Origin of the sequence: Paraburkholderia fungorum, from assembly GCF_046026025.1 — a bacterium.
GTDB lineage: Bacteria > Pseudomonadota > Gammaproteobacteria > Burkholderiales > Burkholderiaceae > Paraburkholderia > Paraburkholderia fungorum_E.
Genome location: NZ_JAQQFL010000015.1, coordinates 33,226 through 45,833 on the forward strand (window position 1 = coordinate 33,226; position 12,608 = coordinate 45,833).

Consider the following 12,608-nt stretch of genomic DNA (forward strand, 5'->3'; position numbering starts at 1 on the left):
TTTTTCAGTTTTTGTGACGGAACCGTTCCCTCAGGCGTTGTCCTCTGCGGGACTCCCGAGATCGGTCAAACCTGAGACCAGGCAGTCGAATACCATTCGGACTCGCGCGGGCACGGGTCCCTTCTGCGGGCGGTAGACGTATATTTCCCAAGGAGGTGGGGAAATATCGGGCAGTATCTGAACAAGTCGGGCGGCACGCAAATGCGGAATCGCAAGATATCCCGCCAATTGCCCAAATCCCATACCTGCGAGAATCGCGTCGCACTCGGCACGAATATCATTCGTTGCGAACGTGGGCCGGGGTGGCACCCAATGCTGACCTTCCGCGAGAAACCATGGCCACGGTTTTCCGGTTCCCGTATCGAGCGAGACCGTTGTCGGGCACTGTGCCAATTCGCTTAGCGACCGTGGCTCACCATGTGTTTCCAGAAGTGCGGGCGACCCGACGATATAGAACGGCACCTGACAAATCGGACGGGCGACAAAGCGGCTGTCACGCATGAAACCGTGGCGAACGCCAACGTCAATCCTTTCGTCGATGACGTCGGCCGGTTCGTCAGACAGACGCAGCTCCAGTTGAAGACCCGGGTGCCGAATTTGCAACGGCCTGAGCAGAGGGAGCAGGTACTGCTGTCCGAGAGATTGAGGTGCGGCGATGCGGACCAGTCCCGACAATTCGTTGTCTGCGGCCCGATCCTGTTTGCGAAATATCTCGTCTATACCCTGCAGCCGGGTTCGAGCCCGGACGGCGAGTTGCTCTCCGAATTCGGTGACCCGGCTACCGCGCGTACTCCGATGAAAAAGGAGTTCACCGAGTTGGCTTTCAAGCTCCTTGACCGCACGCGTGACCGCCTGCGGCGAAACACCAATACGCGCAGCAGCCTCTTTGAAATTCCGGGCTTCCGCCGCCGCACAGAAGATGTAAAGAATATCTAAACGATTAAGCATTACTCCTCTCGCGCAAGCTCACCATCAGACATATTCCAGATTCTGGAATTCTGAAGTCTACACGTTTTCATTTAATAAAAATCTGAACCCCGTAATACTGCGTTCGAACGGGGGACCTCCGTCACCACCGAGAAAGTAAGCCAACGCAAAGGCGCGAATAGTGCGCGGATGGTCGCGTACGCCACTACCCATTCCAGACAGAGAACCTCACATGAAGAGAAGAGCATTCGTCTCCATTCTGGCCCGGCTAGGCCTTTTCTCACCACTGACTTTGCTTCCTGACGCCGCCAGCGCCGACATCGATAGTGACCCGGCGCTGCGGGCCAGGCTAGACCTGGTAATAGACCGGGCGATAGCCCAACAACAGATCGTCGGCGCCGTGGTGTTCGTAGCGCGCAATGGCAAACCGGCATACCAACGTGCAGCGGGCCTCGCCAACCGCGAGGCCGGTATTCCTGTGCGAGAGGACACGCAGTTCCGGCTCGCATCGATGACCAAGCTCATCGTGTCCGTCACCGCGCTGGCGCTCGTGGACGCCGGCAAGTTGTCGCTGGACGATCCGGTTACTCGCTACCTGCCCTATTTCAGGCCGGAATTGGCGGACGGCACGTCGCCCGTGATAACCGTGCGTGAATTGATGACGCACACGTCGGGGCTGAATTATGGTTTTCTTGAGCCGGCTAATGGCGCTTACCATCAATTGCACATATCGGACGGGCTCGACAATCCAGGCATATCGCTCGACGCGAACCTGCGCCGACTCGCTAAAGCGCCTTTGTTGTCTGCACCCGGCACTCAATGGCAGTACTCGCTTTCCATTGATGTACTGGGTGCGATCATAGAAAAGGCAGGCGGTGTGGCGCTGCCCGAGATTGTCAGTCGCACGGTCACCGGTCCTTTAGGAATGCACGACACCGCATTTGTAGTCGCCGACGCCTCCCGCGTCGCTGCCCCGTACGCTGACGGCAATCCACCGGTTCGGATGACGAGGCGCTACGCCTTGCCGTTCGGCGGCAGCGCGATCGTGTACGCGCCCGAACGGGCATTCGACAAGCACGCCTTCCCATCCGGCGGCGCGGGCATGACCGGCACCGCAAGCGATTACCTGATCCTGCTTGAAGCATTGCGCAACGGTGGCGCCCCGGTGTTGCAGAAGGAGACTGCGCGCGCACTGACAAGCAATGCGATTGGCGACCTTGCGGTGCCGCTGGCAGGTCCTGGCGTTGGCTGGGGCCTGGGCGTCGCGGTATTGAAAGACCCTGGTGCCGCGCACTCACCGTCCGCGGCTGGCACCTGGCAATGGGGAGGCGTGTACGGCACTCACTTCTGGGTGGACCCGTCGGCGAAGCTCTCGGTGGTCGTGCTGACAAACACGGCCGTGGCGGGAACCGTGGGAGACTTCCCGGATGCCGTGCGAAAGGCCGTCTATGGTGCCCAATAGGGCTGGGTTTCTTCTTTCAACATCGCCGCAATGAACCAGAACGACTATTGAGTTGACCACGCGCGCACACTGCGGTGCGGCGCATCTTTCTCGACGGCGCACGGGTCGAAACAGCGTGAATCTACCGGGTAGGGTCAGAATTTGACGGTGGCGTCCTGAGTCGTCAGCACCAGAAGAACTTCGGTCACGTCAGGCAGCGGGGTGACGTACGCGTGAGGCGTGGAACTGTCGAACAGGGCGCTTTCTCCGCAGGAAAGCGTAACCGGCTCCTTGTCCTTCACATGCAATTCAAGGACGCCTTTGAGCACGTAGCAAAACTCCGTTCCTTCATGACCCGCGAGTCCGCCTGCATCGCCGAGGTCGGTGGCATATACGCGCAGAAGCAGGCTAACAATGCCGCTGGCGTTTCTCTGATGCAGGACGGAGTAGCCATACGGTATGTCGGCGAGACGGGTAGTGGCGGTGCTGTCGAGGCGGGAAATGCTGATTGCCGAAGGCGCTCGAGGCGAGGTGGTGAGAATGTCCTGCCATTTGAAACCCAGGCCCTCGACGATCTTGTACAGCATGCCGAAGGTGGGCGACATCTTGTTGGTCTCGATGCGCGACAGCGTTGCCTCCGGGACGCCGGTCAGACGGCTCGCGTCGGTAAGCGAGAGTTCCCGTGATTTTCTGAGCGCTCTCAGGCGCCGACCGAGTTCTTCGGCGGGAATGCGCGCAGCAGATCTCTTCTTCGACGGAGCCGGCAGGGCCGAGAGAATGGATTCAGTGCGGGATTTCTGCGTCATGAATAGTCCTGAGAACGTGTCTTTGGTAGATGGCGGCGCGACGGCTGTGCAACGGAAGCCACCTTGGTGTCAACCTGATTTTTACATATATGTACAGAAAAATATCATTTAAAACATGAGCTTGCAAGAAAAACGGCAAATTTAGTTTGCCGGGCCATCGCAAATTGATTAAAGTGGTTTGCGGGGTTGAGTTGACTCGCGTGCCAGTTGGCAGGTCGCGCTTGATGTACAGCTTCGCCACACCTCGAGCATCGCGAGGCGAAGCCCAATTGTTCGTGCCGGCGTGAGCTCGGCACGGTTGGTGCACGACCCTGTTTTTACATATATGTAAATTTTAGGAGTGGAAATCGTGGATACAAAGGTGACTTCACAAGGGCGATATCAGAAGGAAGGTTGGGTGCAATGGCCAGGTGAGCCGGAACTGAGCTTTCAATTCGCGCGCACGCTAGGTGGTGCGCAGGAAGGGGCCAGCCTGATCAGCGAGTGTTTCTTCGCCGCCTCGTGCATGACTCCCGGCGACACCGAGAGTTGGTACCGCGAATGGCAGGCACTGGCGCAAACCAGTGAGCGGCGCGCAGTTGATGCGTTCGAACGGGCCTGTTTCCGGACCGCCAGCAGCAACTGGCTGCGCGCGGCAAATTATTATCGTTCGTCCGAGTTCTATCTCGGGCACGACGATCTCAGGCGTTTGGATACATTCAACAGCGTCGAGCGTTGCTCGCATCGCTATCTCGCTGGGCTGACGCCAGCAGGCGAGATCATTAGAATTCCGTACGAAAATGGTGCACATCTCGACGCCTATTTCATTCCGTGTGCCGGGAAAGAAGTGCGCTCGCCAGTCGTGATCGCGTTCGGCGGCCTTGACGAGTACAAGGACGAGCTTCTCCATGAAATGCCGAAGCACGCACTGACGCGTGGTATGTCTTTGCTACTGGTGGATCTGCCGGGGCAGGGCGCCACCTTACGCCGGCAGAAGATCGCCAATCGCCCCGATACCGAGGTGCCGGTAGGCGCCTGCGTCGACTACCTGCTGACGCGCGCCGACGTCGATCCCAAGAAGATCGGTTTGTATGGCGCGAGCGTCGGCGGGGTCTACGCCGCGCGTGCGGCTTCGTTTGAAAAGCGCATCGTCGCGGTGGTTTCCGACTCGGTCATGTTCGACATGTCCTCGTTGTTCGCGGGGTGGCTCGATGCGCCCAACAAGCTGATCTGGGGACACCTGAAATGGGTGTTCGGCTGCGCCACGCTGGAAGACGTGGTCGAAAAGGCCAAGGGGTTCAGCCTCGAGGGCGTAATCGACAAAATCACCGTGCCCTATCTGGTGTTGCAGGGCACGGAGGACTGGCTCGGTCTGAGGACGGCGACCGACACCTACGATTATGCAAAGGCGCACGGCGTGAAAGCGGAACTCAAACTATTCGACCCGGACGAGACAGGGGCCGCGCATTGCCAGGTCGACAATCCGACTCTGGGGCAGGAATTCATCTGCGACTGGCTCGCGACGCAATTGGGCATCGATCAGGGCGCCGTGCGATCGCGTGTGCAGGCGTTGGCCTGAAGTGAATTGACGCCGGCACGCTGTGTATTGCGTGCCCGGTGTTGCCGGAAAGTCCGCGGAAGTCAGAGGAAACCGAACAGGAGTCGCATGAGTAATCATCGCTGTTCACTCGCTACGAATTGAGCAAGAATAACGGCTGTTCGCTCACATTCGGCGAGTACATCTTTGCCACTCGTCACGCGACCGGTGGGACTGCCGCACGTTCAGTTCACCGTACCTTGCTGATTCATTATTCTCTGCGGAAATTCCATGAACCAAAGATCTCCCCGTATTGCCGTGATAGGGGCGGGTGTCATCGGCTTGTCGGTGGCGCGTTCGCTCGCTTTGCTTGGTGCGCAAGTGTCGATCTTCGAGCGCTCGCATCTGGGTTCCGGTACAAGCAGCACGACCTTCGCGTGGATTAACTCGAACGGAAAGAACCCCGAAAGTTACCACGCGCTTAATTGCGCAGGCATGGCGGAACACGTAACGCTGCAAAACGGCAACCCCACTGAAGCCCGTTGGCTGGATGTGTGCGGCACCTTTGAATGGGCGGTTCGTCCGGCTCAACAAGAGCGGCTTAACGCTCGCGTGCAATCACTGAAATCCTTGGGCTACCCAGTACAGGAAGTCTCGCACGTCGCCTTGCAGCAACGCGTCCCTGAGTTACGCATCGATCCACGTAGCGGGGATATCTGGCATTTTCCAACGGAAGCATTGGTCTCTCCGTCGGTATTGATGGCGCGCCTCTGGTCAGAGGCGCAAAGCGGTGGCGCAGTTTTGCGCGAGCAAATTGGCGTGGCTGATATCGCGGAAACGCCGGACGGCGTAACGCTTCAGCTATCGACTAACGAGCGCTGGCAGGGCGACTATTGCGTCCTTGCAACTGGACGTTGGACGCCCGAACTTATCTCGAGCCTGGGCGTGTCGTTGGCCATGATCGATGCCAACCGGCCCGACAAGCGTGCATGCGGTTTCCTTGCTTCCACCGATCCTCAATTCGTTCAGCTACGCGCCAATCTCATCAGTCCGGATATGAACGTGCGTCCCGACGGCGGTGGGCGCTTGCTACTGCAAGCCCCTGACCTGGACGATCGAGCCGACCCGGCTTATCAGGCCGCGGTGGATGGATTCATTGGGCAGGAGATGCTGACGCGTTTGCGTCGTCTGTTTGGCAACACGGATCATGCGCGGATCGAGCGGTTGTCGGTCGGTCAACGTTCACGTCCTGCCGACGGACTCCCCGCCGTGGGCTTCGTAACGAAGCAACAACGCGCGTACGTTGTCGCTACTCACAGTGGCATGACACTCGGCCCCTTGCTTGGGCGGCTGGTTGCGGAGGAGCTGGTCCATCAACGCAGAGACGGCTTGCTCGACGACTATTCGCCCGAGCGCTTGATCAACCGCGATCCCAAGAGTTTCTCGCCGATCTCGAGCATCCATTATCCGGCAGAACAGTAAGCGAAATGGGGATGCACGGGGAAGGATGTTGTGTTCGCCCAACCTAACGACTCCTTGCAACACGCCCACCCGCCGGACGGCGACTGCGCTTGCGAGCGGTGGCTTCGTCTGCCTCTTGCGCCGTAGCGTTTAACGCCAGTTTGAGCGCTTTCTGGTCACGATCTAGCTGCATTCTCATGTGCCGCATGAACTGCCGCGCGGTTTCCGTGAGTGGTGTACCTGGGCGAAACACGAGTACGCCGGAGAACATGGCTTCGACGTCAATCGGCTTCACGACGAGGCCGCGTTGCGCGAAGTCCAGCGTCACGATCGGATGAGCGATGCCTATGCCGACTCCCGCGAGCGCCAGTTCGCATACCGTATGTGAATACGGCGTCTCTACGACCGGCTTGAGACGGATTTCGCGCGCCGTGAGCTGTGTTTCCAGGCGAAGCCGGGTGCTGTCTTCGGGATTCAACGCGATGAAGGGAAATGCTGGCAAATCCGCGACTGCGATGAAGGGACGCGCGGCCAAAGGGTGATGCCGGTTCATCACGGCCACCCCCGGCATACGCACGAATTCCGAGTGTTCAAGGCCCGCCATCGACATTTCGTCTGACATCAGCCCGAAATCCACCTGGCCCGCCGAGACCTTCTCATGCACTTCGCGCGAGCTCATTACCTGTAACGATATTTGCACGTTCCTGGAAGGCGCATCGAACGCCGCGATGACGCGAGGCAGAAAACCGGTGCCCAGCGCCGGCAGACAGGCAATCGCCATCCGCCCCAATCCGTAGGATCGCAAACTGCGAATTCGATGTTCGATGACCTCGAATCCGCGGAAATACTGGTCTACCTCTCGCATCAGGGCGACGGCTTCCTGGGTGGGAACGAGCCTGCTGCGTACCCGCTCGAACAGCGCGAAGTCCGCCATGGTTTCCAGGCGCCTGATGGACTGGCTCACCGCCGGTTGCGAAATGCCGAGCAGGGTCGCCGCTTTGCTCGTACTTCCCGCATTCATGACCGCCCGGAATACCTCGATATCGCGAATTCTCATAACCTGGACTTATTGACCTAATTATTTCCGATGTTGATGGAATCCAGGACGAAAGTAAACTGTGCTCATCGATTCACCACCAGGCAACCACCGAGAGCATGATGACAAGTACTACCCAGAAAGTGCCGCAGCCGTTTCGCAGCCTCTCGCCCGCCGTCATGCGGGCATCCACCGTCGTATTCGATTCTCTCGCCGAATTCACGCGCCGCAAGGAGCGGCAACCGGACGGTTACAGCTATGGCATCACGGGCACACCCACGGCTCGCCAATTGGAACATCGCATCGCCGAACTCGAAGGCGGTGCGCATTGCGTGGTGACGCCTTCCGGTCAGTCCGCGCTGATGACGACCGTCATGGGTTTCGTGCGGGGCGGCGATCACCTGCTCGTGTCCGCCGCCTGCTACGGCGCGCTAAAGACGTTCGCGCACAACTGGCTGGCGCACTTCAACGTGGAGGTCGAACTGTATCCGCCGGCAATCGGGGCCGAGATAGAGACGCGCATCAAGCCCAATACCCGCATGATCTGCCTGGAGTCGCCGGGCACGGTGACGATGGAGATGCCCGACATCCCGGCAATCGTCGAAGTCGCGAAACGTCACGGCGTAATGACGATGATGGACAACACCTGGGGAAGTCCGCTCGCCTTCAGGCCGCTCGAACACGGTGTGGACTTCAGCATCGAAGCGGCCACGAAATTTTTCGGAGGACATTCAGATCTGCTGGTGGGCTGTATCAGCATGAACGACGCGGGTTACTACGCGACCGTGCGCGAGACGCAGAGCATTCTCGGCCAGCAGACGAGTCCCGACGACTGTTTCCTCGTGATGCGCGGTCTGGAAACCCTGAAAGTCCGTTTCGCCGCCCAGAGTGCCGCGACGCTGCAGATCGCGAGGGAGCTGGAACGCCACCCGGAAGTGAGCAAGGTGCTGTTCCCGGCGCTGCAATCCGATCCGGGCCACGCCATCTGGAAACGGGACTTTTCGAGCAGCGGCTGTCTCTTCTCATTGATTCTTCAACCCGCGCCAGAGGCTGCGTTCAACGCCTTCTTCGATGCGCTCCAGCATTTCGCCATTGGGGCGAGCTGGGGGGGCGTGCATAGCCTCGCTGCCTACTATCCGGCCCCGTTGCAGGCCGAGCGCGCGTTCCCGCTGACCGATCAACCCATCGTGCGTCTTTCGATCGGGCTGGAGGATCCGGCGATGCTACTTGCAGATCTGAACGCCGGCCTCGATGCATTCAAACGAACCCGCGTGGCCGCTACGTAATATTTTTTCCATTCAACTTACCTGGATGAGTGAGTACGACATGAAAACAATCAATGGATGGAGACGCGCTGTCACGCTAGTGAGTTTCGTCGCGCTTTGCGCGGCATTCAGCTCGCCCGCAACTGTGCGCGCAGCAGACCTGCTTGCGCAGACGAAGGCGAACGGTACGCTGCGTGTGGCCAACACGCAGAGCAGTCCGCCATGGAGCATGCTTGACGAAAACAATAAGCCTGCCGGCTATGACGTCGCCATTGCCAGGGAAGTCGGCAAGCGTATTGGTGTGCCGAACGTCGTGTTCATCGCCGATTCGTTCAAGAACTTCGTGGAAGGGTTGAAGACGGGCAAGTACGACCTCGTGATGAACGATCTCACACCGACGCCCGCACGCGAACAACAGGTTGATTTCGGCGATCCATACGGCGTGGAGGACTTCCGCATTTTCGTATCTGCCGGCAATACGGATATCAAGGGCCAAGACACCCTTAAAGGCAAGCGAGTAGGCGTGGCCACGGGCTCCAGCAATGAAACATGGGCATTGGCACACCTTAAGGATTCCGATATCCGCTCATACGACAACGGGGGACTTGTCTTCAACGATCTCGGCAGTGGGCGTATCGACGCGGTGATTATTTCTCACTTCGGCGGCATGAAGTACGCCAACGTCAACCACTTGCCCGTGAAGGAAGTGGGCGAACCCTTGATCTATCAGTTGTCGGCGCCGGCTATGGCGAAAGGCCAGCCGGCCCTGCGCGCAGCGGTCAACAAGGCGGTCGCCGACATGATGGCTGACGGGACGATTCAGGCCATTGCGAAGAAGTGGGTTGGGCGCGATTACGATATGGTCGGCACGATCGCCAAAGCCAAGGCGCAGAAGGAGTAGTCATGATCGAACTTTTCATCCGCTCGCTGCCGCTATTGAAGAGCGCGGTGCTGATGACACTCTTCCTCGGGTTATCGTCGTTCGTGCTGGGTTCGACGCTGGGGTTGCTCGTCGCGCTGGCCCGTATCTCGAGCATTGGCGTATTGCGCGTGTTCGCATTCGCATACGTATCCATCTTTCGTGGCACGCCGTTGCTCGTACAGATACTGCTGATCTATTTCGGATTGCCCCGTTACGGTCTCACACTTGACCCGGTTCCTGCGGCACTCCTCGCGCTGACGCTGTTTTCGGCGGCGTACCTGAGCGAGAACTTCCGTGCCGGCATCAACGCGGTGGACAAGGGCCAGTGGGAAGCCGCGATGTCGCTCGGCATGAGTTACTGGAAAGCCATGTCGCGAGTCATCCTCCCTCAGGGTCTGCGTATCGCGATTCCGCCTGTTGGCAGCCGCATGATTGCACTGATCAAAGACACGTCCCTGGCCTCGACCATCACGGTGGTGGAACTGACCCGCGTGGCCGACCAGGTGGGTGCGTCCACCTTCCGCTACATGGAAATGTTCCTGATGGTCGGTCTTATCTACTGGGGCATCAACCAGATTCTCACGATAGTCCAGACGGTCCTCGAGAATCGCTTGTCGAGGCGCTTTGTATGAATACGGATAGCAGTACGATTGAAGTCCGAAGTCTCTCAAAGACTTTCGGCGACAACCCGGTGTTGCGCGGCGTCGATTTCAGCGTATCGAAAGGCGAAGTTGTCGTTGTGATGGGGCCCTCGGGATCGGGCAAGACCACGCTGCTGCGCTCACTGAATTTCCTCGAAATGCCGGATGCCGGCACGGTGACGGTGTGTGGTATTGACGTTGAATGTAACGGTTCACCGAAACCGTCGCGCGAGCAACAGAAGAAAATCCGCGCAATCCGGCAGCGCACGGCAATGGTGTTCCAGTCCTTCAATCTCTTTCCGCACAGGACGGCACTGGAAAACGTGATGGAAGGTCCGGTCAGCGTGAAGGGCATCCCTCGCGCCCAAGCGTCGGAGCGCGCAATGCGTCTGCTGACTCAGGTTGGGCTGGCCGCGAAAGCCAACGAGTATCCCGGACGGCTGTCCGGTGGTCAGAAGCAGCGCGTGGCGATCGCGCGGGCGCTTGCGATGGAGCCGGAGGTCATATTCTTCGACGAGCCGACCTCCGCTCTCGATCCGGCGCTGCGAGAGGATGTCCTGACCGTCATGCGCGACGTCGCCAAACAGGGTATGACCATGCTGATCGTCACGCACGAAGTGCGGTTTGCACGAGATGTTGCGGATCGGGTGGTTTTCATGGACGGCGGCGTGGTTGCTGAAGACACGACACCGCAGGCCTTCTTTGGTGAGGGCAGCAGTGCGCGCGTCAGGCAGTTCCTCCATCTGATCGAGACCTGAGCCTTGAGTCTTGAGTACGCTGTGACGCATCGTCCCGGCGTACTGCCGGGTGGCTAGCGCATCCATCGTCTGGTTCGCTCCCGCGCCGCTCGAGCCGGACAGACGCGGGCGGCGCCTGCGTCCGTCCTCCGGGTCACTGCAACAGACCGCTCCAGTACAGCTTCGCGGCAGCGATCACCGTGCGCGTCTGAGTTGTGTGGGCCAACTGGAACGCTGCGCCGAAAATCGTTTCGTCGGGAAATTCAGTGACGAGTGTGAAGGGCACATTCGAGCGCTCGTCTTCGTAGATCAGACAGGGAATGCCGTTGATCGGCGCGAACGGCAACTCGCCGACATGAGCGCTCCACAGCGCGGCCTGTCTTGCGTTGAATTCCGCGAGTTCGGCCGACTGCGACAACTCCGCCGTCAGTGCGCTCAGGAACGGCAGTCCGTTCCGGCCGGGGTGGTGGCGCAAGATCAGGAAGAAGCCCTTGGGGATCGTCCACTGCTCGCTGCCCTTGGGTACGTAACCGGCCCGCGGCCGCGTCCATTCGTGCGCCGGATAGCCATGCAGACTGAGGTGCAGGCGTGCGCCCGTGCGCTCGATTGCCTCGAGACGCGCGGCTTTTTCACCGAATGGCGGTGCGGTGCGCACCTCCAGATCGTCGCCTTGCGCGGTATAGCGGGCTGCGTGCGCAATGTGCGTCGGATGCGTGATGCGCAAGCGGTGGTGAAGCGCCGCACCGTCCGGATTTTCGAGCGGTACCAGCGCGTAGTGTGCGTGCGGAATGTCGTTCAGTGCGTGGGCGGCGCGCAGTGCTCCCACAATCCCGGAACTCTCGTTCGCATGCTGCCCTGCTGTGATGGCGAGGCCCGGTAAGCTGCCGCTCACGTACACGCCGCCAACGGGCCGCCCCTGATAAGAGCTTGTGCCGAAGCGCACGCCTGCGAGCCTGGCGAGTTCGGCCTCGACATCGGATGGCGCGAGCGGATGCGCCACCGTGTCCAGTACATAGCGCGTGTCGGCCGGCGGGTCGTCGCGGACCGCTTCGACCAGCGTAACGTCGACACGGGTGTCGCCTTCGGTGGGCGCGATCTCAGGGACGATCTGCCCAGGCTGGAGCGTGCGATCGCCCGTCGGCGCGCCGGCGCGTTGCTGGAACCACTCGAGCACGCCGTAGTACACGTCTTCATGCAGCCCTTCGAAGGTGCTGACATGTTCGAGTCCGACATCCAGTGGGCGCTCGATCCCGGTCGTTGCGATCGTGATGCGAAGCTCGTCGAATAGCGGTGTGTGGTCTGGCCACGGATGTCTCGCGACCGCGTCGAGCACCGCCTCGTAGGCAGATTCGTGCTCGGTCTTCAACGGCGCGTCTTCGGCAAGCGTGTCGCCGTCCCACACCCGCAGCCAGCCGCATGGGCTGTGCTTCGCGTCGTTGGGCGTATGGATGCGTCTGACTTCACCGTCGATCACGACGACATGGTGCGACGGATCGCTGCCCTCGCTGAAATTCACTTTGACGGGCGCGAGCAGGCCTGCAAGCGGGTAAGCTTCCAGCCGGAAGCGTGGTCCGTGGCCCGCGGGTGTCTGAATCTCGATGTCATGCGCACGACTGGTGTCGTAGTCCTCGAGAAAGAAATGCAGAAGCGGCTTATAGGCGCTGTGGAAATGCGCTCGTATCCCGGCCTTGGCCAGTGTGCGCTCGGCCGCGCGGCGAGTGGCCTCGGCTTCGAACAACCAGGCTTCAACGCGCGTGACGGGCTGCGCGGTGAAGCGTTCAACGAGCTGAGTCAAGGTGCGGGGAATATTGACGGAGAGCAGTCGGGTCATGATGAGAGGGGCGAAAGGGTGAGGG

Annotated in this window: 11 protein-coding genes; 7 read left to right on the top strand and 4 right to left on the bottom strand. The window is 59.9% G+C overall.

The genetic code is table 11. The features are described from left to right. Positions 1 to 30: 30 nt before the first annotated feature. A complete protein-coding gene (locus PQR67_RS17870) occupies positions 31 to 948 on the bottom strand; it encodes a LysR family transcriptional regulator (RefSeq protein WP_408461816.1) in 918 nt (305 codons plus the stop codon). Positions 949 to 1,159: 211 nt separating this feature from the next. On the opposite strand from PQR67_RS17870, the gene PQR67_RS17875 reads away from it, so the two are divergent. After that, entirely contained in the window at positions 1,160 to 2,389 is a 1,230-nt protein-coding gene (locus PQR67_RS17875; RefSeq protein WP_408461818.1) for a serine hydrolase domain-containing protein, read from the top strand. Positions 2,390 to 2,523: 134 nt separating this feature from the next. On the opposite strand, the gene PQR67_RS17880 is transcribed toward PQR67_RS17875, so the two are convergent. Continuing rightward, on the bottom strand, positions 2,524 to 3,174 hold the full coding sequence (locus tag PQR67_RS17880) for a helix-turn-helix domain-containing protein (protein ID WP_408461821.1): 651 nt from the start codon (positions 3,172 to 3,174) through the stop codon (positions 2,524 to 2,526). A 340-nt stretch (positions 3,175 to 3,514) separates the two neighbouring features. Between PQR67_RS17880 and PQR67_RS17885 the strand changes: the two genes are divergently transcribed. Next, entirely contained in the window at positions 3,515 to 4,732 is a 1,218-nt protein-coding gene (locus PQR67_RS17885) for an alpha/beta hydrolase family protein (protein WP_408461824.1), read from the top strand. 249 nt (positions 4,733 to 4,981) lie between these two features. Beyond that, a complete protein-coding gene (locus PQR67_RS17890) occupies positions 4,982 to 6,172 on the top strand; it encodes an NAD(P)/FAD-dependent oxidoreductase (RefSeq protein WP_408461827.1) in 1,191 nt (396 codons plus the stop codon). 43 nt (positions 6,173 to 6,215) lie between these two features. Here PQR67_RS17890 and PQR67_RS17895 read toward each other — a convergent pair whose 3' ends face one another. Next, positions 6,216 to 7,208 carry a LysR substrate-binding domain-containing protein gene (locus tag PQR67_RS17895; protein ID WP_408461830.1) on the bottom strand — a complete coding sequence of 331 codons (993 nt, stop codon included), beginning with the start codon at positions 7,206 to 7,208 and terminating at the stop codon, positions 6,216 to 6,218. 101 nt (positions 7,209 to 7,309) lie between these two features. Here PQR67_RS17895 and metC point away from each other — a divergent pair, with 101 nt between their 5' ends. From metC to PQR67_RS17915, 4 genes are read left to right on the top strand one after another with little or no spacing between them, the layout of a single operon-like run. After that, positions 7,310 to 8,473, top strand: a complete 1,164-nt coding sequence (gene metC / locus PQR67_RS17900; RefSeq protein ID WP_408462157.1) for a cystathionine beta-lyase — start codon at positions 7,310 to 7,312, stop codon at positions 8,471 to 8,473. A gap of 40 nt (positions 8,474 to 8,513) precedes the next feature. Continuing rightward, positions 8,514 to 9,353: a transporter substrate-binding domain-containing protein gene (locus PQR67_RS17905; RefSeq protein WP_408461833.1), complete on the top strand. Its 840-nt coding sequence runs from the start codon at positions 8,514 to 8,516 to the stop codon at positions 9,351 to 9,353. Between the two features lie 2 nt (positions 9,354 to 9,355). Further along, positions 9,356 to 10,006: an amino acid ABC transporter permease gene (locus PQR67_RS17910; RefSeq protein ID WP_408461836.1), complete on the top strand. Its 651-nt coding sequence runs from the start codon at positions 9,356 to 9,358 to the stop codon at positions 10,004 to 10,006. Continuing rightward, a complete protein-coding gene (locus PQR67_RS17915) occupies positions 10,003 to 10,773 on the top strand; it encodes an amino acid ABC transporter ATP-binding protein (protein WP_408461839.1) in 771 nt (256 codons plus the stop codon). The genes PQR67_RS17910 and PQR67_RS17915 overlap by 4 nt, the downstream gene beginning before the upstream one ends. 133 nt (positions 10,774 to 10,906) lie before the next feature. Here PQR67_RS17915 and PQR67_RS17920 read toward each other — a convergent pair whose 3' ends face one another. Then, positions 10,907 to 12,583: a M14 family metallopeptidase gene (locus PQR67_RS17920; protein WP_408461841.1), complete on the bottom strand. Its 1,677-nt coding sequence runs from the start codon at positions 12,581 to 12,583 to the stop codon at positions 10,907 to 10,909. Between the last annotated feature and the right edge of the window lie 25 nt (positions 12,584 to 12,608).

What these genes read in the sequence shown, in the direction of transcription:
- PQR67_RS17905 (WP_408461833.1), top strand. Translation starts at nt 8,514, where the DNA reads ATGAAAACAATCAATGGATGGAGACGCGCTGTCACGCTAGTGAGTTTC.
- PQR67_RS17915 (WP_408461839.1), top strand. Translation starts at nt 10,003, where the DNA reads ATGAATACGGATAGCAGTACGATTGAAGTCCGAAGTCTCTCAAAGACT.
- PQR67_RS17875 (WP_408461818.1), top strand. Translation starts at nt 1,160, where the DNA reads ATGAAGAGAAGAGCATTCGTCTCCATTCTGGCCCGGCTAGGCCTTTTC.
- PQR67_RS17920 (WP_408461841.1), bottom strand. Translation starts at nt 12,583, where the DNA reads ATGACCCGACTGCTCTCCGTCAATATTCCCCGCACCTTGACTCAGCTC.
- PQR67_RS17890 (WP_408461827.1), top strand. Translation starts at nt 4,982, where the DNA reads ATGAACCAAAGATCTCCCCGTATTGCCGTGATAGGGGCGGGTGTCATC.
- PQR67_RS17895 (WP_408461830.1), bottom strand. Translation starts at nt 7,208, where the DNA reads ATGAGAATTCGCGATATCGAGGTATTCCGGGCGGTCATGAATGCGGGA.
- metC (WP_408462157.1), top strand. Translation starts at nt 7,310, where the DNA reads ATGACAAGTACTACCCAGAAAGTGCCGCAGCCGTTTCGCAGCCTCTCG.
- PQR67_RS17870 (WP_408461816.1), bottom strand. Translation starts at nt 948, where the DNA reads ATGCTTAATCGTTTAGATATTCTTTACATCTTCTGTGCGGCGGCGGAA.
- PQR67_RS17910 (WP_408461836.1), top strand. Translation starts at nt 9,356, where the DNA reads ATGATCGAACTTTTCATCCGCTCGCTGCCGCTATTGAAGAGCGCGGTG.
- PQR67_RS17880 (WP_408461821.1), bottom strand. Translation starts at nt 3,174, where the DNA reads ATGACGCAGAAATCCCGCACTGAATCCATTCTCTCGGCCCTGCCGGCT.